The sequence below is a fragment of the Butyrivibrio sp. INlla18 genome, from assembly GCF_900103635.1.
Taxonomy (GTDB): Bacteria; Bacillota; Clostridia; order Lachnospirales; family Lachnospiraceae; genus Butyrivibrio.
Genome location: NZ_FMXK01000008.1, coordinates 214885 through 240158, shown reverse-complemented (window position 1 = coordinate 240158; position 25274 = coordinate 214885). Strand labels below are relative to the sequence as shown.

Below are 25274 nucleotides of genomic sequence, written 5' to 3'. Positions count from 1 at the left end.
CTGCGAAGAAATCCTGGATAAGTTGAAATCAATTAATTTTGCAGACATAAAAGGGCAGGGATACATGCCCACTTATGTTCGAGACGAACTAACTGATGCCCTCCACAAAATATGCGGATTCAGAACTGACTATGAGTTCATTACCAAATCTGATATGAGAACAATAGAAAAACAGAGTAAACAAAGGTAATATTACTATATTTCAAGAAGCACAAAGATAACGCCGAAAGTCAGACAATTCAAGGCTTTCGGCGTTGATTATTATTGTTGTACTGTCAAAGACAGGACTGTAAAATCATAAACGCTCATTCTTCATATCTCCTTTATTTGATGGTATCAGCATCCACCAGCTCAAGTTCTGCCTCTTTTACTTTGTCGATATTAAAACCTGACTGCCATCCGCAGATCTTGTTTATCTGAGGATCCGGATTTTCAAGTGGAACGCTGATTGTGAATTCGCCAGCCTTATCAAGCTGTCCCTTGGTAAATCTTCCCTGACGGGCATACACATGAAAGGTTGGCTTATTCCACAGGGTTCCAAGATGTCCCCAGCCGATTACCATTGAATTAAACCTGTCATCTGCAAATGTATTTAATAGGATTCCCTTGGGAAGTGCCTTTGTAATAATGTTGGCGTAATCAGTTACATTGATTTTTTCCTTCATTTTCGTACCCTCCATAATTCAAAACAATAGCTTCTTGATCCTAAACACACTCTCCGGAACTCCAAAGATTCCATCAGAACATTCAACTCTGTAAATCTCACAGTTCCCGATATTCTTCGACCAATACCTGCCTTTTGCATCTTTATCAAGATATTCGAGGATTCCCTTCATGGCTATCGCATGGGTTGATATGAGCACATTTCCCTGTGAGCATTCATCCTTTATGGAATCCACAAATTCTCCGGTTCTTACAACGATATCAGCCAGCTGTTCCATTCCTTCCGGAGCAGGATTATTTACAAAATCACTGAAGAACTTCACTACCTCTTTCTTTGGCTTAAGAAGGCTCATTCCTTCATATGGACCATAATCCATCTCAATGAGACGTCCGTCCATAGATACTGTGACTCCCGGAGCCACACACTCTGCGGTCTGCACAGCTCTTTTCAAGGGACTGGAATATACTTTGGTAAAAGAGATACCTTCCTTCTTGAGCCAGTCAGAAGCTTTTCTGCTCTGGTCAAAGCCTTTGGAATCAAGCTCATTGTCACTACGCCCCTGGAGAACATGCTTACTATTTAATTTTGTTTCACCATGCCGTATAATGTATAGCATTTCGCAGGCCTCTTCTTACTATTTCTCAATCATCCTTTTCCCGAATTCTTTTGCTGCTTCAAGCTTTCCATCTATATTAAGCATATGCGCATAGAAATAGTCTTCACAGACAGTTATCCCTTTCCCCTTAAGCATCTTCTTAAGCGCCAGAACTGTTCTTCTTGACCAGTTTGAAGTTGTAAAAAGGACTACCTTTGAAACCATCTTAAAATCAAGCTCTTCCGCATATTCTTTAAGCTCGGGAGCCATGATATTTGCATATGGAGCTCCGCCAAGAAAAAGAATGTCCACTTTTTCTTTGAGTTTTGGTTCATCAGCTATGCTGACTGCCTTTACACCAATCCCATCACCTATTGCCTCTGCAATTCTCCTTGTATTCCCAAATTTAGTCTTAGAACAGTATCTTACTGCGATATCCATAATAAAAAACCTCTTTGAAATTATATATTTTGCACAATATGATTGTATCATATGTATCATCAATTTCAAGAGGTCAAATTTATCATTATTTATTTGTAATACGCAGACACTTCAAGAAAGCTCTTGTTGCCATCTATGTAATCCTGGTATATGTCCCAGGGACTTCCACCCCCAAGCCAGCAAATCATAATGGAAGATGCTCATCCTGGCTAATACATGAACGTTATTGTTGGTGATAAGCTCAGATTATCTCTCCAAAATAACCTTTTTATTCGATGACACCGGTTCTTTTCAATACTTCCTCAACGGTTTTAACGGGGATTATCTGAAGGTTCTCTTTTACCTCATCCGCAACGTCTACCAGATCCTGCTCATTCTCATAAGGAATAAAAGCTGTCTTAACACCGCTTCTAAGGGCTGCCATGAGCTTCTCAGGAAGGCCGCCGATAGGCATTACAAGGCCTCGCAGGGACACCTCACCGGTCATAGCGATCCTTGGGTCAACATCATTGCCTGTAAGAAGTGATGCTATTGCTGTAGTCATGGTTATTCCGGCAGATGGGCCATCCTTGGGCACTGCCCCGTCCGGAACATGGATGTGAAGGTCATTTTCCTCGAACATTTTGGCTTTTTCCGGGAAAAGAGATTTCACAAGGCTCACAGCAATCTGCGCTGACTCCTTCATCACATCTCCCAGCTTACCGGTGATTATGATATTTCCTTTGCCTCTGGTAAACAGTGTCTCGATGTAAAGGATTTCTCCGCCGACGCTTGTCCAGGCCATTCCTGTCACAACGCCTGCTTTCTGCTTATCAGGAACGTTTTCTCTTCGAACCGGTCTCATGTCAAGGTCTGTTCTTAGCTGATCCTTTGTTATGGAGAGCTTGTCCTGACCGCCCTTTGATATGAGTACGGCAGCGCCTCTGCAGAGGGAATCAATTCTTTTCCTGAGTCCTCTGACGCCGGCTTCTCTCGTATATTCCTCAATTATGGTCTCAAGCACTTCATCAGACACCTCAAGTTTATCTGATGATATGCCCATAGCTGCCATGGATTTTGGCAAAAGATGCTTTCTCGCGATCTTGAGCTTCTCATCAGGAGTGTAGCCTGTGAAGTTGATGACTTCCATTCTGTTTAAAAGCGGCTCAGGGATTGTATCCACGCTGTTGGCGGTGCAGATGAACATTACGTCTGAAAGGTCGTAGGGCACATTCATGTAATGATCGGTAAAAGTGTTGTTCTGCTCCGGATCAAGTACCTCCAAAAGCGCGCTTGCGGGATCTCCGTTATAGGACTGGGAAAGCTTGTCGATCTCATCAAGTACCATAACAGGATTGCTTACTCCGCTCTTGTTTATGGCATCCATGATTCTTCCGGGCATGGCACCGATATATGTGCGGCGGTGTCCTCTGATATCAGCCTCGTCCCTGATTCCTCCAAGGCTTACACGAACGTACTCTCTTCCAAGGCTCTTTGAAATGCTCTTGCCGATACTGGTCTTGCCTGTTCCGGGAGCGCCCACAAACAAAAGGATTGAGCCTGACTGCTGTTTTTTAAGATTCATAACAGCTATCTGCTGAACAATACGCTTTTTTACCTTATCAAGACCGTAATGGTCCTCATCCAGAATTCTCTCAGCTTCCGAGAGGTCTATGAACTCAGCCTCCTGCTTCTTCCAGGAAAGACCTGTCACAAAATCAAGATAGTCATACAGCATGCCGGTTTCAGGGCTGTTCTTGCCCTCCTGCTTAAGCCTGTCCAGAACCTTTCTGGCTTCTTTCTCTGCATCTTCATTCATACCGGCTTCATTTATCTTTTCCTCGAACTTCTGAACATCTGTCTGATTCTCGGGATGCATCTCATCCAGCTCTTTCTGCAGATATTCCATCTGTTTCTTGATGGCGGACTCACGGTACATGTCCTTATATTCCTGCTCCTGCGCTGTGGCCGCATCTGTGGTGACCTTGGCCACTTCCACGAACTCAACAACAGCTTTTTCCATGAGCTCAAGACGGGTGGCAGCGCTGTCTTCCGCTAGAATCCTGTACTTGTCGTCATTACTGTTCTTCATCCAATATGAAACCGCCGCAGTCAGCTCACCTACAGTATTCATGTTGTCTATCATCATATTGAAAAAGCCCACATACTGGAATCTTGAAGACAATTCCTTGACTTCTTCCTTGAGTCTTCGCAATACCTCCATCTCTTTTTCCGGGTTGGCAGGCTCCGTATCCGGCCTTCTTGAAATGCTAAGCTCAATGTTGTGCCTCTGATCAATGGCAATCTCATCGATATTCACACGGTTATTTACCTTGACAACAATGTATCCGTCCGGACTGATGGTACTCAGAATTCCCGATGCGCCGATAGGATAAAAATTATCCTCCGTCATCTCGTTTCTCTTCTGAAAGCTCTTATTCTGCAAAAGAACTACCTTCTCACCCTGAACCGCTCTTCCGCCAAGGTTCTTGAACTCATCAGTCTGAAAATAAAGGTTTCCCTCTGAAATAAGCTGTTTATTGTATACAGGAACTACTATCATAATTAACCTCCTTTTGTTAGCACTCTTATGAGATGAGTGCTAATCCTTTGGTAAAAAAATAAAGCAGATCATCATTGAACGCTTTACAAAACATTTACACTTGTCTAAGATATTTACATGATAATAGCACTAACATTGACAAGTGTCAACGTTAAGTTTTTCGTGACTCACGAAACGCCCCCAATGACTCACTCAAACAATGTAACTCTCAGAGGAAAAGATTATGTACCAGGGATGCAATAAAACAGCTCTTTGTTCACAGAACACCATCGCAGAGGGCTTCTATGATTTATTAAAAGAAAAAGAATACTCCAAAATTACCGCCAGTGAAATATGCAAGAAATCCGGTGTTTCCAGGCAGACTTTCTATTCTCTGTTCTCGTCAAAAGAGAATATTGTCGCCTTCATTTTGTCCAAGGAATACGCTTTTAACCCGGAAAAAGAGTGTAATTGCTGCGGAACACCAACTCTTTCTGAGCTCAGTAAAGGATTTTCATCCTTTATTGTTCAAAAGGGCGATTTCATCGAGCTTCTTGAAAAGAATAACATAACCTATCTCCTGCAGGAGACTCTTTTTTGCGGTTTTAAGCATTACACTGATTCAGAGGTCAGCAATGATGACGCCGGTGAGATTCCCCGGGATCTTGCCCTGGATTTCATTGCTTCGGGACTTACTACTATTGCCAAGCATTATGTAAAGAACAGAAATGCCATCACTTGTGAACGGCTTGAGGGGATAATTTATTCACTGTTTAGTGGGGCGTTTTGACTCACCCCCACTCACTTTTTTTATCATTTTTTTATCATTTATTTGTTGACTATTAAAGGTATATATTGTACTTTAATTGTGCTCAATCTAATTAGCATGTTTAGTCACTACAGCACTGATGAAAGGATGGTAAAAAAATGGCTAATTTTGATTATGATGTTCTATATATCGGTACCGGTCATGCTGCATGGCATGGCGCTCTTATTCTTGCAGGAGCCGGGAAAAAGATTGCTTTTGCAGAAAGGGATTTGACAGGCGGAACATGTACCAACTATGGATGCGATGCCAAGGCTCTCCTGGATGGACCGGCTGAGCTGGTCTCCGCTCTTGAAAGATACAAGGATTTTGGACTCAGTGCCGATGTTAAGATGGACTGGCCCAAATTTATGGGATATAAGCACATGGTAATCGATCCTCTTGCAAATGCCATGACAGGCCTGCTCACAAATGCCGGTTTTACCATCATCAGAGGAAGTGCTGAGTTTGTTGATCATCATACGGTAAAAGTTGGAGACAAGACTGTTACTGCAGAAAATATCGTTGTCTGCACAGGCCAGAATGACTTCAAGCTTGATATTCCGGGAAAAGAGTATATGCATACAAGCCGCGAGATATTGGATCTTCCACAACTGCCTGAGCATATTGCTTTCATTGGAGCAGGTATTATTTCGATGGAGTTTGCTTCGCTCCTTACACAGTTCGGCGTTAAAGCAACCGTAATTGAATTTGCGGACAGAGCTCTTTTAGCATATAGCGAGGAATATTCTGCAAGAGTTGTGGATAAGCTTAAGGCTGCAGGTGTTGATTTTCACTTTGGTGAGTCTTTAGCTTCTGTAGAAAAAGACGGTGAGAAATATATCGCCAAGACCGCTTCCGGCCTGACAGTTACAACGGACTACATCCTTGCTGCTACAGGAAGAAGAGCTAATGTCGAAGGACTTGGCCTTGAGAATGCCGGAATCGAGTACAGCCCAAGAGGCATCAAGGTTGACGACCATATGCGCACCACAGCACCTAACGTATATGCCAGCGGTGACGTGGTTGATAAGATGATTCCAAGGCTCACTCCTACTGCAACCTTCGAGTCAAATTACATCGCTCTCGCTATTCTTGGCGCACCACAGCCTATCCAGTACCCGGCTGTTCCAAATGTAGTATTTACGCTTCCAAGAATTGCTGCTGCCGGTGTTACAGTAAATCAGGCCCTGAAGGAACCTGATAAATATACCGTTGCCAAGGTGGAATACGGAAAACTTCTTGCCTTTGAATATAGAAATGAGACTGACGCCGAAGCTACCGTTATTCTCGACAAGAATAAATACCTTGTCGGAGCCGAGCTCTACGGTGACCAGGCCGGCGAAATGATCAACATCATTACAATGATCATCAATGGCAGAATGACTATGGAAATGATCATGGGTACGATCTGGGCATTCCCGACACAGACAGACGGTCTTGTAGAGATGCTCGCACCTATGCTCCACAGCGCAAGGGATGACGCGTGAATAATTGATTATTTTGACACTATTGTCATTTAATAAATTTGGCAGACTACATTGCCCATAAAAAGCAATATAGTCTGCCAAAAAAGCCGTAAAATTCTCTCCGGTTACCATTCACAGTATGCGGGATTTTCCTCCGCAATAAACCGTGTGTCATATCCGAATATCAAAATCAAAGATACTCCATAAATATCATGGGATGTGCTGTGCAAAACGGAGTCTGGGCCATATACATTCCCAAAGTGTCATCATTGTCATCCATGAGGACTACAGACTCAGGCGAAATATCAGGAAACAGCTCTTTTACCTTGTCCATGACAATCTGCGGCTTTTCTTTTGCCTCCAAAGTATAGAAGCAGTGCGATGCAGGAATTCCGTAAAGCCTTTCCACCATCTCTGATTTCCATGCCTCATGTCCATGCGGTTCCCTGGATATGCAAAAGAGCCTGTTAACATCATGCCCGCTTATGTAGTCGTAAAGTGGCTTAAGCCTCTTGCAATCAGCGTAGATATTTTCATTTTCTCGCCTGATCTATCACATCTTCCATTATTTCTTTTGTCATGCTACCGGGGATGTAGCCAAGGACATAGCCTTCCGGATTTATTATAAATGTAGTCGGATATGCTGTGATGTAATAAGGAAGCTGCAGTGTTGCGCCCTCATCCATAACAACAGGATAAAAGTCTCTTGACCCATCTAAAAATAGCTATCAGAATTCTACTTTTTTATCAAAGCAAAGATGTAATGCAAGCCTCAACATCTTTTACATCAGCTGTAGGCTCAAATCTTGCAACAACGTTTCCCTCACGGTCAATAATGAACTTAGTGAAGTTCCACTTAATGTCAGGCTTCTTATCCCATTCAGGATCTGCTTCAGCAAACATCTTCTCAAGAAGCGCCTTGAACTCATGCTCCTGGAATCCCTCAAATCCCTTCTGAGACTTAAGATATGTATAAAGAGGAAGCTCGTTCTCACCATTTACATCAGCCTTTGCCATCTGAGGGAAGGTTGTGTTGTAATGAAGTGTGCAGAACTCATGGATCTCGTCATCTGTTCCGGGAGCCTGTCCTCCAAACTGGTTACAGGGAACATCAACTATCTCAAGACCTTTCTCGTGGTACTTGGTATACATCTGCTCAATAGGTGCATACTGAGGTGTAAAGCCACATCCTGTAGCTGTGTTGACCACCATAACTACCTTTCCCTTGTAATCAGCAAGATTAAGCTCTTCGCCGGTTCCGGTCTTAAGTGTGTAATCGTAGATCATTGTTTCATTCTCCTTTTCTTTTTAATTAATCTGCTCATTATTTGTTCGAATGCAATGCTGCATTTCGCAACATTTAATTGTGTACAATTTTAATTATAATAATATATCGTCAAAAATCAAGCCCCGACAGTTTATTAATCGGAAATTTGCTGGCTGACAGGTCCTATCTTTCTCCATTTTCCATATCTGTACAGCACAATACTCATGATCGCACCAATGATCCAGGCTATAAGAAGTGACCAATAGATCATGTCGCGATCGCCAAGTGGATTAGCCGCGGAACGTGTCATATATACCATAATGTAGGCCAGCGGCATTCTGAGGAAAAAGGTCTCGATGATAGATATCCACATAGGTGTCACTGTATCTCCCGCACCACGCATTACACCGGTAAGGGACTGAATGATAGCCATTAACAGATAACCGCCTGCCAGAATCCTCATAAGGTGCATGCTAAGATCAACGAGTTCCTCTGTATCTGTAAATATTCCCATCAGGCCCCTGCCAAACGTAAGGATGACTGCCACTATCGCTACAGAAAAGATCAGCGACAGCAAAAGGCCCTGTCTTGAACCCTGTTCAACTCTTTCCTTATTTCCCGCACCGATATTCTGACCTGCATAAGTTGTCAGAGCCGATCCGAAAGAGAAAATAGGAAGCACTGCAAATCCATCCACACGCTGTATGATCACACTTGCAGTGATAAGCTGCTCACCAAAGGTATTAGTAAGAGACTGCACCAGGACGATAGACATGGAAAAGATGGCCTGCGTGATTCCGGAAGGGAATCCAAGTCTTATTATCTGTCCCGCATAGTTTCCCTGCCATTTAAAAAACTTTATTCCAAAATCAAATACATCGCCCATTTTTCTCAGACGATTGATACATAATATGGCAGAAAATGCCTGCGCGATTATCGTAGCAAGAGCAACACCGGACACGCCCATGTTGAATCTCGCCACAAAAAGAATATCCAATACAATGTTGATCACGCTTGAAATGATAAGATAAACCAGCGCAGAAACCGAATCTCCAAGTCCCCTCAGGACACCACTTAAGATATTATAAAAGCCCAGTCCGATCGAACCGAGAAACAGTATCCTAAGATAACTTGCACTCCAGTCAATAATGCTCTCAGGTGTTCTAAGTAACGATAACATCGGTCTTGCTATGATGACTCCGATCACAGTCATTGAAACTGACGCAATAAAGATAAGAGTGAAACAGTTTCCTATTGTCCAGGACAGAGCGTCTCTGTTTTTGGCTCCCAGATATTGAGCAACCATTATCGTCGCACCAATACTTACACCTATAAACATAACCAACAGAAGATTAAGAATAGGAGCCGCACTTCCAACTGCAGCCAAAGCATTATCGCCAACGTATCTTCCAACAATAATGCTGTCTACAGTGCTGTATAGCTGCTGGGCAACATTTCCAAGCAGCATAGGTATAGTAAATTTAAGTATCTGCTTCCATGGCGCCCCCACAGTCATATCAACAGCTTTAAAAGATTTATATTTCATATCGTGCCATCCTTATTCCTTACAATTACCAGTTCACGATCTCATCAGCGGTATGTATAAGCTTTGCCTCTACAGATGCAGCCCCCTTAACGTACTCCTCAAGTTTTTCTGCAGTCTTTCCTATTCCGCTTCCGCCTGATGTTGCAAAGGCGTATACTTTCTTGCCTTCCCAGTTATATCCCTTGCAGAAAGTGTAGACTACTCTTGGTGCTGCAGCATACCAGATAGGGAAACCGACATATACGGTGTCGTACTTATCGAAGTCCTGAACCTTTCCTTTAACGGGGACATTTTTTTTCCCAATCTGCTCTTTATTGCATCTTGAAAGGGGATTCATATAGTTGATATCAGCCTTTGTGTACAGTTCCTCAGGCACAATCTCATAGATATCTGCATTTATCTTCTGAGCAAACTCCTCTGCCACTTTTTTGGTTGTTCCTTCTGCGCTAAAAAATGTAACTAATGTACTCATCTTTGTTTCCTCCTATCTGTTCGATCATTTTATTTGTTATCAAAGTGAATTTATAAATCCAAAAACTTTTGTAAAGTACTTGTCAGGGTCCATATACAGTGCCTGTCCGTGACCGGCTCCTTCGACCACATAGAGGTCTTTCTGAGAGTTACAAGCATCATATAAGCTGTAGACCATTCTTGTATTTACAAAGTTATCCTCTTCGCCATGTATAAAGAATATGGGGATCGAGGTGTTTTTGACCTGCTCTAGAGCAGAGGCTTCCTGGAAAGTATATCCTGCCCTTATCTTGGAAATAGCACTGGCAGTATAAAGGATCGGGAACTGCGAGATATTGAAAAGATATCTGGCCTCATCAGTAAACTCATCCCATACTGAAGTGTATCCGCAGTCATCGATTATTGCCTTTACATTATGCGGAAGATCCTCTCCTGATGTCATCATAACAGTTGCGCCTCCCATGGATACTCCATGGAGAATTATCTGCGCATCAGGATCGATGCCAAGTACATGATCGATCCAGAGTTTTACATCTTCCTTGTCGAGCCATCCCATTCCAATGAATTTACCTTCACTGTCTCCATGGGATCGCATATCCGGGGTAAGAACATTGTAGCCCTGCTCAGCATAATATCTTGCATAGGAATACATCTGCTGACGCTTACCTGTGTAACCATGTATTGCAATGACCCAGTTATGGCTGTTAGCATCGGTGGTAAAAACATCACCGACCAGATTTAAGCCGTCAGAAGAACTGATAGAGACAACCTCTTTTGCTGAACTGTCGACCCAGTTGTTAGTTAACTCGCTTATCTCCTTCCATACCCGGTCAACCGTGTTCTTCGTATCGTCAGAAGTCGTTGGAGTCGGTGCAACAGCTATTCCGGATGCTGTAGAACGTGAAATTGCAAATGTAACAAGGTAGTTGCCTGCAAAAATATCAAGTGCCACAAAAGCAATGAGCACAATGGCTACTACCCACTTTATTATTTTTGATAATTTATTCTTCTTATTCATGTGATCGTAATATCCTCCAGTTATCCTGCGTGCAAAGCCTTATCCGGTGCACTCACGAATTGAAACTGTTTTCTGTTACGGTATTATCATATCACATTTTAAATTAAATGCAATTAAATTGATTGCAATTTATGTTTTTTCGTGTCCGGGCTTACCTTTAAATTTATTTTTTTCACAAATGATATTTATTGATAAGAAGCTTATATGGAAAAGCTGATAAAAGAATATTCTAAATTACTTTATAGTCCAAAACCGGCATCTGATAAGTTCTGGACCTTGGAAGATCGTATCGAAAAAGACAAAAAGAACCCTTGGGTCTTACTTGAAATCAGTAAATCAGAATCCATTTGGAATATTGCTACTATGATTAAGAAAAAAGTAATCACCACCGAAGATCTTAACGATTTCAGTGGTGAACTTAAAGATGCTGTTCAAGAGATGCTAGAGAGATTCTAACATAATCGACAATAGCTATCTCGTCTTAATCAAAACATGCTTACCGGAAAAGGCCATTCCGAACTTTATGATGTCAGTTATTCCGTCATCACGCATTTCAGCCTCATAATTTTTGTTATCTATCTGCTCCAAAGCCTTTGTTGCAAGTTTGTCTAGAGCTTTGTCATCAAGGTCTGTATCCCATTTGACCTCGATAATAATTCCCGGAAGGCTATTCTGTTTAGGGAACATGCTGACATCATATCTTCACTTCTTCAAAACATAAATAATAGAAGCTTTTGTCGAAGCAAAAAACACATAAAAAAGGCGCTCCATGAATCATCGTCCACAGACCGCCTTTGCCGAGTACTATTCATGTAAAGAGCTTTCTTCCAGCCCAGATACAGATGCAAGCACCTACTGTCGAAACAATAAGGCTGCCTAACCCCGAATCAACGCCGGAAAGTTTGTTCCCCTCATTATTCGACTTTTACCGTGATCATAGAGAATTTTATACGATTCTCTATAACGCAGGTATGTCTTCCATCATGATGGAAACCATAATTAGCACCATTCAGATAATGCCTGAAATGCCCAACCTTGAAGCATACATGAAATCTTTTTGGGCATATGGCATTTACGGATGGATGCTGGAATGGATCAAACGTGGTATGCATGAAGGTGGCAAAGAATTAAAAATTCTCTTTAGCCTGGCGCACCAAGACAATGAAAGCAGTGGAGATATTACATAATGCATGCATCGAAAACGGGATAAGCTTCAACTACCATCAGACCGGAGCAAAACTTATAAAAGACGGAAAACTGCCGAGTTATCGTTCTGATTTATTCTGGAATTCAAAGTTTTATTATCGTCGCAAGTTTCTTTCCGCATAGAATTCCAAATATGCAGCAACAACAACTCAGTGCCACATATAATCCGCCATTCATATATTGTTTCTTCTCAAACAAATTAAAAGCTTCAAGGGAAAATGTAGAGAATGTGGTAAAACCTCCACACACCCCTGTCTTCCAGAAAAGAATGGTATTATCAGATACACTTTCTCGGTTACTGGTAATTCCAACAGCGAATCCAATTAGTATGGCACCGAGGATATTTGTAATCAGAGTTAATATCGGAAAATAAGTCTTAACAGGAATCAGACTTATTGCATATCGCGCTACTGCACCCAAGGCACCACCAAGTGCTACAAATAGAAAATTCATATCAACCTCTCTATTGTCATATATACTGAAATATACTCCTACCGGTCACTCATACTGTCCATTCCGTCCATTCTATGTGGTTGTATTTCATTACTTCAACAGCCTTTTTCATTCCAGTCTTCTTATAAAAGCCTGTCTGATCTTAGAATTGCATACCAACTGGAATCATTAAGTCCCTGGTTGTTAATATCTGAGCTACGGAGTGTCCCTTCGTACTTCATTCCACATTTTTTCATGACCATACCGGAGTGTGGATTATTAACATCATGCCTTGATTCGATGCGATTTGCTTCCACCTTGTCAAAAAAGAAATCTATGACTGCTTTTAATGCTTCAGATGTAATACCCTGATTCCACCAGCACCTTCCGATACAGTATCCGATATGAATCATGTTTATACTCTCTTTCATACCAACTGCAGAGATACTTCCTATTGGTTCATCTATTTCTTTTAGAACAATAGCCCACTGATAGTACTTTTCATCCTTATATGAATCCACCCACTGTTTTAAAATCTCTGTTGTAACATCCACCGTTCCATGAGGTGGCCAAGTCAGATACTTAGTTACTTCTTCATCATTTGCCCAGTTCTTAAACATGGCATCGGCATCTTCACTCTTGAATTGCCTCAGTATAAGTCTTTCTGTTTCGATAGTCTGTGTCCCGCAATGCTTCATCTTATCCTACTTTCCCTTTTCCCTATCATCTTTTCCGACAACTTATGGATTATCATACCTTTTTTCAGACAAAAATAAAATAGCCCCGGACATCAACTAATCAAATCTTGATTCCAGAGCTATTACAATCATCCCTCTTTTACTGCGTCCAAAGGAAAAGGTATTACATTTGATGGTTCATTTTGTTGTGCTGTCCAAAGCGTCAGTTTCTGCTGCATATTCATCCAGCTTTCTGGAGATGTATTAGTTGCCTTGCTTATCCTTATAGCCATTTCCGGGCTAAGAGAAGCTTTCTCATTAACAAACTCTGACAATGCTTTTCTACTTACTCCTAGCATTCTCGCTGCATCGGTAACTGTGAGATTCAATGGTTTCATTACATCTTCCAAGAATACATTTCCTGGATGTGTCGGTCTTCTAGTCATGTATTTTTCCTCCTTCCTCAGTGATAATCCATGTAGTCTACAAGAAATGCATCCTGACCCTCAAAGTAAAAAGTCATTCTCCAATTACCATTGACAGTAACAGACCACATATCCTGCTTATCACCTTTAAGTGGGTGTAATCTATACCCAGGCAAGTTCATATCTTGAGCACTGGTACTGGCATCCAATCGGTCAAGCATTCTCGCTAATTTCGGTGCATGATCTGGCTGAATCCCCTTCTTTGAACCAGTTTCATAGAAGTCTTTTAAGCCTTTATGTGCAAACGATTTTATCATGTCATTATTATAACCTGTAACGTTACAGGTGTCAAACTTCCTTTCTTTATTATTTACCTTTTCCAGAATCTGATATTAAGCAAAATAGTTATAACTGTTCCAACACCAGTAATTGTCAGCCGTGTGTTCATAGGTGTCACATCACTAAGTTCATAGCATAGAAAAGCGACAACCAAGCATCCTATAATACTTCCCAGGATCTTGGCAATAGTAAAACAGTGTTCAAGAATGAGCATAGCAATTACAGTTACCCCATATATAATCAGACACGTTTTTGAATCCAATCCCATGTTACGAGTAAGGAATAATGGAATAAAGCCAGCACTGGCAGCATTGAGGATATCAATCCTCATAATGAGAATCCCAACAGCTGAAAGGACCAATGCAAGCGGAATAGCAGCAAGACCTCCCAGAGCGCCGGCAGCACTGCTTGAAACACTATCTGATACGCTATCGTGTCTATTAAAGAAAAACTTATCTTCATCCCACATTATTTGTCACCCTTTTTAATCTGATTCAATTTGTTGACATACACTGCAGCCCTGCAATAGAACTTGAGCTGCTCTTCGCCGTCTTTTATAGTTGTGGCTCTCTCTACGCCTTTGGCTGTACCCTTCTTGACTGCCTCATTGAACATCTTTCCGAGACGGGCTCTTATCTGTGCCGGTGATTCCTTGATCTTGTACTCTACAAGGACTTCATTCACATCTGCAAAGGTAGGAAGATCTGCCAAAGTAAACTCTTTATCCATTTTCTTGGCTTCCTTGATCATCTCGCCAACGGCTACTGTATAGTCGTAGGTAGTTCTTTTACCAAAGCGCTCTTCCAGCATCTCGCAGATATAATAATTGACTGTGATGTTCTGCTTCTTGGCTTCCTTCTCAATACGATCATACATATCCTGTGTAAGTGATAAATTTACTCTTGGCATATCTTCATCCTCCTATGAGTGTTGAACAGTTATGTTATACTCTGATTATATGAGTGTTGAACATATATGTCAAATGCTTCTACATGGCTCTGTATGCCTGATCATGACTGACCTCGGACTGGTAATAGCTCCCCATAGTCGTTGGTGCGTTGAAAAGAGCTGCTAATAGATAGTTCTTTATATTCCGCACTTTAGTAGTATTGTCCTTCATACATCCCATAACATACTCAAGATGCATATGGTTAAGCTTCAGGAACTTGGACTTAACAAGATTTGTAGGATACTCGTTCTTGGAGATCCAAATGGTTGGATTCTGGCAAAGAACTGTCTCAAGCACCAGATCATAGATGCCTTCAATAATCTCTGTATCATGAGGATATCTTTCCAGCATGATATCAATGCACAGATTTTCCCTGATAATTTCTGCATAGGCATTATACTCATCATTCAAATCGGTTTTCATCGAAGAGATATGATTAGTATTTATAACTCTTTTAGTATTATTAATATTAATATAATTAGGGTCGGATTCTCCGTGGTCTAGAACCGGATTTTCGCTTGGTCTAGAACCCGAAATTCCCGTGGTCTTGACCCCGATATTTCCGGGGTCTAAAATTTCCATATTTGTTCCAGAACTTGGTTTTTCCAAGGTCTGAACTTCTTCATTTTCCCTTGAAGCAAAGTTCTTGAGATAGATCTTGGTAGGCTTCCCCTGGTCCTGCTTTTTGCGCTCTATGAGCCCATATTCCTCAAGACTCTTAAAAAGACATCTGATCTTATCTTCCCCGCAGCCCAGCATTTCTGCGGCTTCCTGCTGTGCAAAGTATATATATGCCCTCTGAAGCTCATCAAACCACTTATATTTAAGGGATAATGACATTCTATCAAGCATAAGACCGTAAAGTGTCTTAGCAAGAGCGTCAAGCCCGCTAAAATAGGCGTTTGTGAACAAAAGCTTTGGTATTCTGTAAAAGGCAAGCATTTCTGATTCCTGACCGCTGAAATAGTCAAAAATAATTCTTTCGCTCACTCGTTTTTCCTCCCTTCAATGATTTTCTGTGACGTTCCATGGATTTAAGTGGTGCAATTTCTGCACTACCCAATCAGCTGAAATCTGCATCTACGATTGAAATTTTTGACGTAGATCTTGCTTGGCTTACCTTTTGCCTGTAACTTATATATAAGACCAAATTCTTCCAGTTCATTCATACAATCAATTATTGTGTGCTTGGAGAAATTGATATCTTCCTGAATCTTGCTTAACGGATAAATGATGTAGACTCTGTTATCATCATCAAACCAATTATGTTTCTTAGCTTCGCCCATTCGGTCCAAAAGAACTGCATAAAGCATTTTGGCCGAAGCCGACAGGGAAGAAAATCTCTTCCCTGTAAGCAGCTCTCTTGGTATCTCTACAGAAGCAAATTGCTGTGCCTGGGTGTTGTAAAAATAGTCCATCATATTACTGTTCCTCACTTTCCTGCGATGCCTTCCATTGCTCCAAGAGACTTACGATAACTCTTTCAATCTCAGACTGTGAATAATAAGCAGGGAAGTACTTGTTGAGCTTACGTTCTGTGATAAGGATCTTCTTCCTAGTCTGTGGTGTGGATCTCTTTTGGATAAGAATGTCTATCATCTGTTCCTGTGTAAGAGAGTCATCATCACGATATTGACGAAGATCCATAAGCTGTTCCTGCTTGATCATGCCGTTTTCGTGAATATACTCCCATATCCACTGTTGATAGGTTGGGTTAAAATAGGAGATTTCTACAGCTACTGCAATAGCTAATCTTCCTTCATCAACCATTGTTAATAACTTGGGAATTAGATATGTGAGTCGCATATATCTATGTATTTGTGCTCTTTTCATTCCCACTGATTCGCCAACTTCTGTTGCCGAATGCAACTTTGTCTCTTCAAGAGACAAAGTTAAATCAGAACGCTTACCTTGATGATTCAAGGCATCCATCTTCATTTTTAAGGCAAAGGCTCTTTCACTCGGAAGTATCTCTTCCCTCTGCATATTTGCGTTAACCATGGCGATAGTTGCATCATCATTGGTCATTTCCTTGATGATTGCAGGAATCTTTCGAAGCCCAACTCGTTTAGCCGCGTGAAGCCTTCTATGTCCTGAAATCATCTCGTAAGTGCCTTCATCATCCGGTCTTACGAGAACAGGAGTAAGCACTCCACTTTCCTTGATGCTTTCAACAAGTTCTTCCATCTTTTCATCATCAACGGCCCTGAAAGGATGGTTTTCAAAAGGATAGATAGTCATTACATCAAGATCCACAGTCCCCTCGGTGCTTGGAACACCGAGGAGCTCATCTATACTAGATAGCTTTACTTTCTGACCAACTCTTTGTGCCATTGTTCATAACCTCCTTGATAAATGATGTGTAAGCAAATGCTGCTTTTCCTTTTGGATCGTACTGATACAAACTGCTTCCTGAAGCACTTATTTCTGCAGCTCTTACTGAAAGAGGGATCTCCGTTTCAAAAACATTTATGCTTGAGGAATAAACTTCGTAGATCTGAGCCGCTATATCTTTTGCATAATTGGTTCTGTTATCAACCATAGTGATGAGAATCCCCTCTATTTCGAGCTTGGGATTAAGCTGCCTCTTAACCCTTCCTATGGTCTTAATAAGCTGCTGAAGACCCTTTACAGGAAGATATGCTGCCTGGCACGGAATAATTACTGAATCTGCACAGGCAAGTGCGTTAATCGTCATCATTCCAAGGGATGGCATGCAGTCAATAATCACAAAATCATAAGTATTTCTTGCGTTATCCACATATTCTCTGAGAATTGTTTTCCTGCTGATAACTCCGGTCATGCTTATTTCCAAGCTTGAGAGCTCAATATTTCCCGGCATCAGATCAACACCTTCTGCATGGTGGATAATTCCTTTTGATACATCCACGGGCTCGTCATTGATAATATTTACAAGTGCTGTGGCAAGAGAATAATCCAGTCTGTCCGGTTCATCACATCCAAGACTTATCGACATGCTCCCCTGAGGATCTGCATCTATCATGAGAACCTTGTAACCTTCCCTGGCAAGCCCAATACCAAGATCCACGCTTGTTACTGTCTTCCCTACACCGCCCTTTTGGTTTGCTACTGCTATAACTTTAGACATCTCTTTTTCCCCCTTATTCATCAAATGACTCAATAAACGCATCAATCTTTTCTGTGTTGCAGAGAACCACTCCCTTTACCTTTCTTGTGGCCTTGGCTTCCTTTGCAAGGCTTTCAAAGGTATGAAGCCCCATTGAATAGAGCTCTGCTCCCTCTGCGTACCTGACATATTTCTTTTTGCCTTCCTTAACGATTTCTGCTAAATCTTCGATTTTCTTTCTTCTAGCCATGAATACTTCCTCACTTTCGTTTTCTTCTTCACAAAATTGTTCAATATACTGTTCGATCAAATCTAAATCCACAAGGGCAGTTTTCCGAAGCTTTATATTGGCTTTGGCTTCTTTTGCCAGAGTCACAAATGACCAATATGCCATGCTGTAAAGTCTGGCTCCGTCCTGATAGGTGCAATATCGATGTTCTTTTCCGACAAGATACTTGTCCAAGTCAACTGGTGGGGATTTTCCACGATTCATCTGTAACCTCCGTTTCTGGTGTTACGAGATGCAATTAAGAAGATCAGAATTTTGGGTACAAAAAAACCACATCTTCTCTTCCTTCGAGAAATGTGGTCAAATGTGTGATGTGTCTGAACCGATTATTCCTTTGACAATTACCTTGGGATAGAAACTTTTAAAAGTTCCTATCCCAAAATGCGTTTTTTAAGCAAGTAGAAATTGTCTTTTGACACACCACTGATGTCCTATTTATTTTGAATAAAAACTACATACACGTCCAAATAGCTCCGTACTTGTCCAATGAATTCGTTGTAAAAATGTTGCATTTTTGGATAACATAGTACGTCTATGGATTTCAGTGATTCCTAATGAGTCCGTGCGTTACTTACTGGATTTCAGCGTTGGGACTTTTGTTCGTGAATTCACATCCCGCTCCGCCCTGCTCCTTTATATTCCGTCCTAATCCATTTCGGCACTTTCGTTGTTTTACATCCCGTTCCGTAGTGATGTCTTAACGTGTGGTACTCAGTGCGTCAGATATCAAAACACGGTAGCCTGATGGATTAGGATGTATGGCTTTTTTGAGTAAAAAATGCGCTGTTCTTCACAGGCACTTTTACATGATAAAAATCTTGTCTTCCATGTTCTTGATGACTTCCTTCTTTTTATCCTCTGTGCAGTCCGCATAGATGTCCATCGTAGTCTGGATATCCTTATGACCCATGACTGACTGGATCACCTTCAGATTCGTTTCGTTCTCACAAAGTCTGGTGCAGAAGGTGTGCCTCAAGTGGTGGGCAGAGAAGTCCGGAAGGAGCAGAGGCTCTCTCTTTTCTTTCTGCGCCAAGGCAGTCTCTTCTTTATTGTAGTCTGCCGTAATACTGTGAATCGCACGGTTCACTTCGCCGGGTGTTGTGATCGATCCTCCCGAACTGGCAAATACGAATCCTGAATAGCCATCGATCTCCTGTGTGCAAAAGCCAGTAATCTGCTGGATCTGATATTCCTCCAGGAATGCATCATACACTTCACTGATCATCGGAATCCTGCGGCATCCTGCTTCCGTCTTCGGCGTGCTGATGTGATAATTGGATCCCGAATCATCCACCTTGCGATGTACCAGACTGTGATTGATGTCGATGATCCTGTTCTCGAAGTCCAAATCCTCCCACCTGAGGCCCAGGCACTCTCCGATTCTCATTCCGCTTCCGATCAAAACCGTTATGACCGGCTTCCATCCATGATACAGATGATTGGAATAGAGATAATTCATGAATGCCTTCTGCTCGGGAACCGTGAGCGACTTACGCTTTGTCTTTACCCACACATGACTCTTTTTGATCTCTCCGAGGACTCCGGCTGCCGGATTTACACGGATAAGCCCGTTGCGCACAGCCATCTGAAATGCGGGATGAAGAACGGTATGCACGTTATCAACGACGGAAGGTGAAAAACCCTCCTCAAGCATGAGCGAATAATAAAACTCTCTCACATCCGAATAACGTACCTTGATCAGCCTGCGTTTCCCAAAAGTCTCACGTACATAGTGATCGTAAGTATAAACGTAAGTAGTTCTGGTAGTCGGTTTCAGGTCGTATTTCTGTTTGATATACGAATCGTATACCTCATTGACTGTGACACGCTCTGCTCTCTGGGGATCCAGTCCATCCTCCAGATCGCGTCTGATCTGCTGTTCCTTCTTTCGAAGTTCCACGAGATCTTTTCCGTAGACGGTGTGGCGCTTCCTGTTTCTGTCAGTGTAAGAATAAGAGTAGCGTCCGTCTGCCCGTTGACACTCACCGCTTCTGAGCGTATAGCCGCGGGAGTCCTTCCTGCTCTGTGCCAATCTGTTTACCTCCTTTTTGGAGAGGCACAGCTTTCTTAGGGTTTGGTCTTGTAAAGGAGCTCAAGTGCTTCCTTAAAGACCTGTGCTTGGGTGAGATTCATCTTCTCGCAGTATGCCAAAAGTCTGTCGCGTTCCGCTTCGGTAACTCTAAATCCAACCTTAATGTACTTTTTGTCTTCTACCGTAGGCCTTCCGCGTTTTGCCATCTTCCTGCTCCCTTCAGATCTCTACTCACATTATATTTAATGCCCCACAAAAAATCAATGTATTTTTTTGAAAGCCGTGCATCTTATTTTCATTCCATACTGTTCCATTAAATGTCTCTGAAGTTCTCCATATACTCGTCGATGATCTCTGTATTTACCAGAACGATCCTTCTGATGCGGTAGATTGCTTTCGCTTCTTTGGCAAGTTCGGTAAATGCATGGATTCCCATGGAGTACATCGCTGCACCCTCATCATATTTCACGAACTTTTTCTTACCATTCGTAAAGAGTCCTTCCATATTCTCATATTCTTTTCTCTTATATCCCATGATCTAACCCTCCTGTATGGTTTCCCTGAAGAAAGCAATCGTCTTGCCTTCCAGCTTTTTTCTTGTTTTCGATACGATATTCAGGATCGTCTGATACGCCTTGTCTTCTTCCTCCGCGATCTCTACGAGCTTTCTACCGTCATGCAGATGACTGTAGGTGATCTTGAATTCTGCCAGGGGAAGTGCTTTGAGGCTTGTATCAAAGACCTCGTATTCCCTGCGCATCATGTGGATCGTCAGGATGTCCCGCTTATGCTTCTCGGGATCATCGGTCTCCTTCAAGATGTTCCCGGAGAAATTGCACTCCTCGATGGCATCGCGGATCATGATATGCTCGATCGCTTTTGCAGCTGTCGGATCGCTGCGATGACTGGTCTGGATCCTCACGCCCAGGTCATCATCATTTTTCTTCCGTCTGTTGTATTCAACCTCGAAGAGGATCCGATTGAACAGTCCGGTTTCGTAGCAGTCCACTAACTGTGGAAATATACTATAGTTCTTGTAGATCAGTCGGAAGCGTTCACGGGGAGTTGCTTTCCCGTAGCTTTCCACCAACTTATCTTCTGTAATGCACATGTTCGCACCTCCATGAAATTGATTGGAGGTTAGGCTTGCCGGCTTGCGTCACCTCTTGCTTACATATGCAATTCTACGGAACTCTATGTAAAAAGTCGTTCCATAGAATTTCGAACTTTGGGTTCGAAAATATCGAACCTTGGTGCAAAAGAAAAAGGATCTCTGTTACGAGATCCTGTTTTATCATACCAAAATATGAATATTCAATTGTTAATCTTTAAGACAGCATAGCGGAACAACATAAACTCCGTTCTCCATCTGATATGCCACCTTATTTTTTGTAACAACCATAAGAAATGCCGGCTTTCCCATCCGTTCACGGTCGATATCATCAGCAATCCTGATCAAGTTATCGGCCGCTTTCCTGATATCATCTTCTCCACCGAGTTTTACCTCAACAAGCGCCCATGAACCGTCCGCAAACTGAAGCACGGCATCCGCCTCACGTTTTTTTGAATCACGGTACTTATAAACATGGGCTCCAATCGCATCAGCATATACTCTTAGATCATGCACTACCAGCGATTCAAACAGCAATCCGAATGTTGTTATATCCTTAAATATCCCCTCCGGAGTTATGCCTAAAGCTGCAGCACCGATGGAAGGGTCCGTAAAATGCCTTGTCTCTTTTGTCCTGATGGCTGCCTGGCTTCTGAGGTTCGGATTCCACGCAGGAAGTTCCTCTATAACATACAGATTTCTGAGAGCATTCAAGTATTTCGCAAATACATCCTTATCAAATGTATCATCACTTCCGGCACAATCCTCCAAAAGCGTTGTATCAGCCGCAGCTATGGAAACATTTCTGGCGTAGGAACGCATAAGTTTCCTCGCTTTCTGTTCGTCCTTCTTCAGAGGGATGTCTTTCAATGAGAAGATATCATCCGTAACGACAACTTCGTAATAATCCCTTGCCTGTGCCAGAGATACATCCCTGTCCTTGCCTATGGCGACCGGCCATCCCCCTCTGCAGACATAATAAGCATAATCGTTTATGTCTTTCTTTGACATTGCCTTGGAAAATTTACCATTTTTAAGATCCAGCAGTGATACGGTACCGTTACTGTCTCCCGTTTCGTAAAGAGACATGGTACGCATCATTTTTCGTATGATCCTCCCGTTTCCGGTATGTCTGCTGCTTTCATCGTCCAGTTCAGTCCTGCTCTTATCCGTCACGCTGCCGGTCAGGATATACTGTCCGAAATCTCCAGTTTTATCGACTTCATACTTTACCTGATCCCAGATAAATGATACATGCTGCCACTCATCGACCAGTATCGGCTTGGGGCCATAGTTTAAAAAGTTTTCCGGTGATATCTTCGCCAGTTCTATATATTCATTCCTTGATTCAAGCGGCATCAGGTCGATGACCGTCCTGGCATATCTCTTTGCCGTAGTAGATTTTCCGCACCATTTAGGCCCGACTATCACCAGTGCGCCTTTACTCTTAAGGGTAAATTCAACAATTCCGTCAAATATTCTGCTGATATACTCTTTCTCACTCATTCAGGCATTCGCTCCTTATCTTTTTAAAGTATTTTACCCTAAATCGGAAGAAAAATCAATCTTGAATCGGAAGAATGTGAGGTTTCGAATCGGAAGAATATTGACTTTTCAATCGGAAAAATGTCAGCACCCTCCTTTCACCAACGCTCTCATCTGGATCAGCATGATCTCCTTCGTCCGGTCGTCCATCGAAGAAAACAGCTGCAGCATCTCCGCAGAGGACGCATCCGGGCTGCCTTCCTTTATCACGCCGCACACCAGATACTCAACCGTAGTCCCCAGAACCTTAGCGAACTCAGCGATCATGCTCTGTTTCATATCCCCGTGATCATTCTCATAATAAGAGATCATGCTTTTGGTGGTATTCATCTCCTCCGCCAGTTCCTCCTGGGTCATTCCAAGTCTGATACGCTGTGCTCTGATCCTCTGTCCTAATGTTTCTTCCTTAATAGATATGTTCATCTTCTCCTTCTTTCCGGGCGAACCGGAAAAAAGAGATGTACTGTTGTGTCCGTTACAATAAACAAAACGCACGAAAAGACTCCGTTTTACCGGTTATCTTTTCATGCGTCCGCGGTGGGTCATGCCCCCATATCATGAAGCCCTCATTTAGTTGTAATTATGCGTGTCATGCACGCTTGATTTCGTCCTGATCGCTAAAGCTTATAAGTAGCACTTTCCGAGAGCATCCGTTCTCTCGACGATCTGCCCCTCTGTAAAATTCTTGAGGGTCACTACTCTGGTACATTTGTGAGTGTGGCACTTTATCATAATGCCGTTCATAGCCGGAGCCGTCCTGTCTCCGGTCAGTGCGTAGGAGATCCGCATGGATTTCCTGCACTTCTTGCAATAAAAATCAATCGCCTGCATTCGGCTCTTCACCTCCAATTCAATGTTTTGATCTGAAGTCTGAAAAGGAAAGGGAAAGTCACCTTTACAGATTACTGCGAAACGTTGATTAGTCGATCCGCAAAGCGAGCTGACTATAATACCCCGAGGTCCGGGCAGCTCACTAAAAACCTCTTTATTCAATTTTTCTTCCTGCGCAGAAAGAAGATAGTTCATATCCTCCTACGCGTGTAAACAATCATAGGCATGTTCATTACCTCCATCCCAAACAAGCAGCGAACCAAGTTCCGACCGCCGAAGGTTAGCGTGGTCCGCAAGCCCCTTCCCCAAAAGTTGCTTGTGTATGGGGTACCATTCTGCCGGCCGGCCAGTACGTGTACCCCTTACGAGTATCTAATATAAAACAAGTCTAATTTGATTTCAATGGAAACATATTTCCGTTTTCTAATTATATTTGATTTTTCTATTGATTTTATCCGCCCTATGAAGTATATTAGATTCACAGACGTGTGGGCTGTATCCCACACTTAGAAAGAGGTCACTTATGGACAATATCGGAAACATATTTGCAGCATATCGGAAAAACCTGAAATACTCACAACAGGATATCTGCGATAAGCTTACCGGAATGGGAATCCCTACCAAACCTGCAGCATACAGCACCTGGGAGACCGGTAACAGCATTCCGAACGCAGTACAGTTTCTTGCGATGTGCAAGATCCTCGGGATCACGGATATCTTCAATCAGTTTATAGGAGGATACAATCCGGACGATCCTATGGCTGAGCTCAATGAGGAAGGCAGGACGATGGCGCTTAATTATATTGACTTGCTGAAGGGCTCCGAAAAGTACCAGGCAGCTCCCGTCCGTATCCTACAGCCTGTCAGGATACTCAATCTGTATGATATGCCTGTATCCGCAGGAACCGGTCAGTTTCTTGACAACGACAGCTATGAAGAAGTCGAAGTCGGACCTGAAGTTCCGGAGACAGCTGATTTCGGAGTGCGCATCAGCGGAGACAGCATGATGCCGAGATACCTGGATAAACAGATCGTGTGGATCCAGAAGACAGATGAACTGAATGATGGAGAGATCGGGATTTTCTATTACAACGGAAACGCCTACTGTAAGAAGCTTCAAAGTAATAAAAAAGGAACGTACCTCATTTCACTGAATGACAAGTACGATCCTATTGAGATTGCCGAAGGAGAAACATTTAAAACTTTTGGCCGGGTTGTGAGTTAGAGTCCAGATTATTGTACATGTTGATTGCTACAATATAATTGCTCCCCGTATCAGGTCAACCAAAAGGGAGGGATTATATGGCAGTCAAAAACGATCTTAAGAAGCTGCGCAAGGAACAGCGCTTAAAGCAGGCTGATCTTGCAATAGCTGTCGGTATGTGTGAAAAAAGTATCAGCAACATCGAGCTTGAAAAGAATCCGGCCAGCCTTGAAACAGCTCTTCGCCTTGCAGCATATTTTAAAGTCTCTGTGGAAGATATCTTCCATCTGGAGGAAGAACATACTACACAGCCACATAAATCAGGGCTTGATACATAGCCTGAAGAAAG

Annotated in this window: 32 protein-coding genes and 3 pseudogenes; 7 read left to right on the top strand and 28 right to left on the bottom strand. The window is 42.4% G+C overall.

Going from position 1 to position 25274, the window contains the following annotated elements; all coding sequences use genetic code 11:
- A pseudogene (locus BLS24_RS15335) lies at positions 1-190 on the top strand (IS1634 family transposase); the annotation flags it as partial.
- Between the two features lie 133 nt (positions 191-323).
- Here the strand turns inward: BLS24_RS15335 and BLS24_RS07355 are convergent.
- From BLS24_RS07355 to lon, 4 genes are all read right to left on the bottom strand, one after another.
- Entirely contained in the window at positions 324-665 is a 342-nt protein-coding gene (locus BLS24_RS07355) for a hypothetical protein (RefSeq protein ID WP_176764366.1), read from the bottom strand.
- Positions 666-683: 18 nt separating this feature from the next.
- Positions 684-1280, bottom strand: coding sequence for a histidine phosphatase family protein (locus BLS24_RS07350; protein ID WP_091757586.1), 597 nt, complete (start codon positions 1278-1280; stop codon positions 684-686).
- An 18-nt stretch (positions 1281-1298) separates the two neighbouring features.
- On the bottom strand, positions 1299-1700 hold the full coding sequence (locus BLS24_RS07345) for a flavodoxin family protein (protein ID WP_091757584.1): 402 nt from the start codon (positions 1698-1700) through the stop codon (positions 1299-1301).
- 268 nt (positions 1701-1968) lie between these two features.
- Positions 1969-4242: an endopeptidase La gene (lon, locus tag BLS24_RS07340; RefSeq protein ID WP_091757581.1), complete on the bottom strand. Its 2274-nt coding sequence runs from the start codon at positions 4240-4242 to the stop codon at positions 1969-1971.
- Between the two features lie 223 nt (positions 4243-4465).
- Between lon and BLS24_RS07335 the strand changes: the two genes are divergently transcribed.
- Positions 4466-5011, top strand: coding sequence for a TetR/AcrR family transcriptional regulator (locus tag BLS24_RS07335; RefSeq protein ID WP_091757579.1), 546 nt, complete (start codon positions 4466-4468; stop codon positions 5009-5011).
- A 137-nt stretch (positions 5012-5148) separates the two neighbouring features.
- On the top strand, positions 5149-6516 hold the full coding sequence (locus BLS24_RS07330; protein WP_091757577.1) for a dihydrolipoyl dehydrogenase family protein: 1368 nt from the start codon (positions 5149-5151) through the stop codon (positions 6514-6516).
- 169 nt (positions 6517-6685) lie between these two features.
- Here the strand turns inward: BLS24_RS07330 and BLS24_RS07325 are convergent, their stop codons facing one another.
- The 5 genes from BLS24_RS07325 to BLS24_RS07305 all read right to left on the bottom strand — a co-directional run bounded on the left by BLS24_RS07325 (position 6686) and on the right by BLS24_RS07305 (position 10797).
- A complete protein-coding gene (locus BLS24_RS07325) occupies positions 6686-6907 on the bottom strand; it encodes a hypothetical protein (protein ID WP_091757574.1) in 222 nt (73 codons plus the stop codon).
- Between the two features lie 335 nt (positions 6908-7242).
- A complete protein-coding gene (locus tag BLS24_RS07320; RefSeq protein ID WP_091757572.1) occupies positions 7243-7782 on the bottom strand; it encodes a glutathione peroxidase in 540 nt (179 codons plus the stop codon).
- A gap of 134 nt (positions 7783-7916) precedes the next feature.
- On the bottom strand, positions 7917-9308 hold the full coding sequence (locus BLS24_RS07315; protein ID WP_091757570.1) for an MATE family efflux transporter: 1392 nt from the start codon (positions 9306-9308) through the stop codon (positions 7917-7919).
- Between the two features lie 25 nt (positions 9309-9333).
- Positions 9334-9780 carry a flavodoxin gene (locus tag BLS24_RS07310; RefSeq protein WP_091757568.1) on the bottom strand — a complete coding sequence of 149 codons (447 nt, stop codon included), beginning with the start codon at positions 9778-9780 and terminating at the stop codon, positions 9334-9336.
- 39 nt (positions 9781-9819) lie between these two features.
- Positions 9820-10797 (bottom strand): alpha/beta hydrolase, encoded by a 978-nt coding sequence (locus BLS24_RS07305; protein WP_091757567.1) that lies wholly within the window; start codon positions 10795-10797, stop codon positions 9820-9822.
- 204 nt (positions 10798-11001) lie between these two features.
- Between BLS24_RS07305 and BLS24_RS07300 the strand changes: the two genes are divergently transcribed.
- The gene (locus tag BLS24_RS07300) at positions 11002-11253 is read left to right on the top strand and encodes a hypothetical protein (RefSeq protein ID WP_242872251.1); all 252 of its coding nucleotides are present in this window, start codon (positions 11002-11004) and stop codon (positions 11251-11253) included.
- 15 nt (positions 11254-11268) lie between these two features.
- On the opposite strand, the pseudogene BLS24_RS07295 reads toward BLS24_RS07300, so the two are convergent.
- Positions 11269-11487: pseudogene (locus BLS24_RS07295) on the bottom strand (PD-(D/E)XK nuclease domain-containing protein); the annotation flags it as partial.
- A gap of 152 nt (positions 11488-11639) precedes the next feature.
- Here BLS24_RS07295 and BLS24_RS15225 point away from each other — a divergent pair.
- Entirely contained in the window at positions 11640-11984 is a 345-nt protein-coding gene (locus BLS24_RS15225) for a TetR-like C-terminal domain-containing protein (protein ID WP_091757563.1), read from the top strand.
- A 103-nt stretch (positions 11985-12087) separates the two neighbouring features.
- Here BLS24_RS15225 and crcB read toward each other — a convergent pair whose 3' ends face one another.
- The 18 genes and pseudogenes from crcB to BLS24_RS07205 all read right to left on the bottom strand — a co-directional run bounded on the left by crcB (position 12088) and on the right by BLS24_RS07205 (position 23313).
- Complete coding sequence (gene crcB / locus BLS24_RS07285; protein WP_091757561.1) at positions 12088-12456, bottom strand: fluoride efflux transporter CrcB; 369 nt, start codon at positions 12454-12456, stop codon at positions 12088-12090.
- Between the two features lie 122 nt (positions 12457-12578).
- On the bottom strand, positions 12579-13133 hold the full coding sequence (locus BLS24_RS07280; RefSeq protein ID WP_091757558.1) for a GNAT family N-acetyltransferase: 555 nt from the start codon (positions 13131-13133) through the stop codon (positions 12579-12581).
- Positions 13134-13261: 128 nt separating this feature from the next.
- Positions 13262-13558, bottom strand: coding sequence for a HigA family addiction module antitoxin (locus BLS24_RS07275; protein WP_074891508.1), 297 nt, complete (start codon positions 13556-13558; stop codon positions 13262-13264).
- Positions 13559-13575: 17 nt separating this feature from the next.
- Entirely contained in the window at positions 13576-13854 is a 279-nt protein-coding gene (locus tag BLS24_RS07270; protein WP_091757556.1) for a type II toxin-antitoxin system RelE/ParE family toxin, read from the bottom strand.
- A gap of 53 nt (positions 13855-13907) precedes the next feature.
- Positions 13908-14345: a hypothetical protein gene (locus BLS24_RS07265; protein WP_091757552.1), complete on the bottom strand. Its 438-nt coding sequence runs from the start codon at positions 14343-14345 to the stop codon at positions 13908-13910.
- The gene (locus tag BLS24_RS07260; RefSeq protein ID WP_026499363.1) at positions 14345-14785 is read right to left on the bottom strand and encodes a hypothetical protein; all 441 of its coding nucleotides are present in this window, start codon (positions 14783-14785) and stop codon (positions 14345-14347) included. Before BLS24_RS07260 ends, BLS24_RS07265 begins: the two co-directional genes overlap by 1 nt.
- Positions 14786-14864: 79 nt before the next feature.
- On the bottom strand, positions 14865-15815 hold the full coding sequence (locus tag BLS24_RS07255) for a DUF6017 domain-containing protein (protein WP_091757550.1): 951 nt from the start codon (positions 15813-15815) through the stop codon (positions 14865-14867).
- A 65-nt stretch (positions 15816-15880) separates the two neighbouring features.
- The gene (locus BLS24_RS07250; RefSeq protein WP_091757548.1) at positions 15881-16246 is read right to left on the bottom strand and encodes a replication initiator protein A; all 366 of its coding nucleotides are present in this window, start codon (positions 16244-16246) and stop codon (positions 15881-15883) included.
- A gap of 1 nt (position 16247) precedes the next feature.
- Positions 16248-17159, bottom strand: a complete 912-nt coding sequence (locus tag BLS24_RS07245) for a ParB/RepB/Spo0J family partition protein (RefSeq protein ID WP_091757546.1) — start codon at positions 17157-17159, stop codon at positions 16248-16250.
- Positions 17122-17934, bottom strand: a complete 813-nt coding sequence (locus BLS24_RS07240; protein WP_091757544.1) for a ParA family protein — start codon at positions 17932-17934, stop codon at positions 17122-17124. Before BLS24_RS07240 ends, BLS24_RS07245 begins: the two co-directional genes overlap by 38 nt.
- Before the next feature lie 13 nt (positions 17935-17947).
- Entirely contained in the window at positions 17948-18406 is a 459-nt protein-coding gene (locus BLS24_RS15615) for a DUF6462 family protein (RefSeq protein ID WP_330388227.1), read from the bottom strand.
- A 598-nt stretch (positions 18407-19004) separates the two neighbouring features.
- A complete protein-coding gene (locus tag BLS24_RS15535; RefSeq protein ID WP_330388230.1) occupies positions 19005-19787 on the bottom strand; it encodes a tyrosine-type recombinase/integrase in 783 nt (260 codons plus the stop codon).
- 78 nt (positions 19788-19865) lie between these two features.
- Positions 19866-20234, bottom strand: a pseudogene (locus tag BLS24_RS15530) (integrase DNA-binding domain-containing protein); the annotation flags it as partial.
- Positions 20235-20269: 35 nt separating this feature from the next.
- Positions 20270-20440: a CopG family transcriptional regulator gene (locus tag BLS24_RS15110; protein WP_139221536.1), complete on the bottom strand. Its 171-nt coding sequence runs from the start codon at positions 20438-20440 to the stop codon at positions 20270-20272.
- A 107-nt stretch (positions 20441-20547) separates the two neighbouring features.
- A complete protein-coding gene (locus BLS24_RS07220) occupies positions 20548-20769 on the bottom strand; it encodes a DUF6462 family protein (RefSeq protein ID WP_091757540.1) in 222 nt (73 codons plus the stop codon).
- A 3-nt stretch (positions 20770-20772) separates the two neighbouring features.
- Positions 20773-21345 (bottom strand): hypothetical protein, encoded by a 573-nt coding sequence (locus BLS24_RS07215; protein WP_044960409.1) that lies wholly within the window; start codon positions 21343-21345, stop codon positions 20773-20775.
- 210 nt (positions 21346-21555) lie between these two features.
- Positions 21556-22851, bottom strand: coding sequence for an ATP-binding protein (locus BLS24_RS07210; RefSeq protein WP_091757538.1), 1296 nt, complete (start codon positions 22849-22851; stop codon positions 21556-21558).
- Positions 22852-22974: 123 nt separating this feature from the next.
- Positions 22975-23313 (bottom strand): helix-turn-helix domain-containing protein, encoded by a 339-nt coding sequence (locus BLS24_RS07205; protein ID WP_091757536.1) that lies wholly within the window; start codon positions 23311-23313, stop codon positions 22975-22977.
- Positions 23314-24244: 931 nt separating this feature from the next.
- Between BLS24_RS07205 and BLS24_RS07195 the strand changes: the two genes are divergently transcribed.
- Positions 24245-24946, top strand: a complete 702-nt coding sequence (locus BLS24_RS07195; RefSeq protein WP_091757532.1) for an XRE family transcriptional regulator — start codon at positions 24245-24247, stop codon at positions 24944-24946.
- 77 nt (positions 24947-25023) lie between these two features.
- The gene (locus tag BLS24_RS07190) at positions 25024-25263 is read left to right on the top strand and encodes a helix-turn-helix transcriptional regulator (RefSeq protein WP_091757530.1); all 240 of its coding nucleotides are present in this window, start codon (positions 25024-25026) and stop codon (positions 25261-25263) included.
- The last annotated feature ends 11 nt before the right edge of the window (positions 25264-25274 follow it).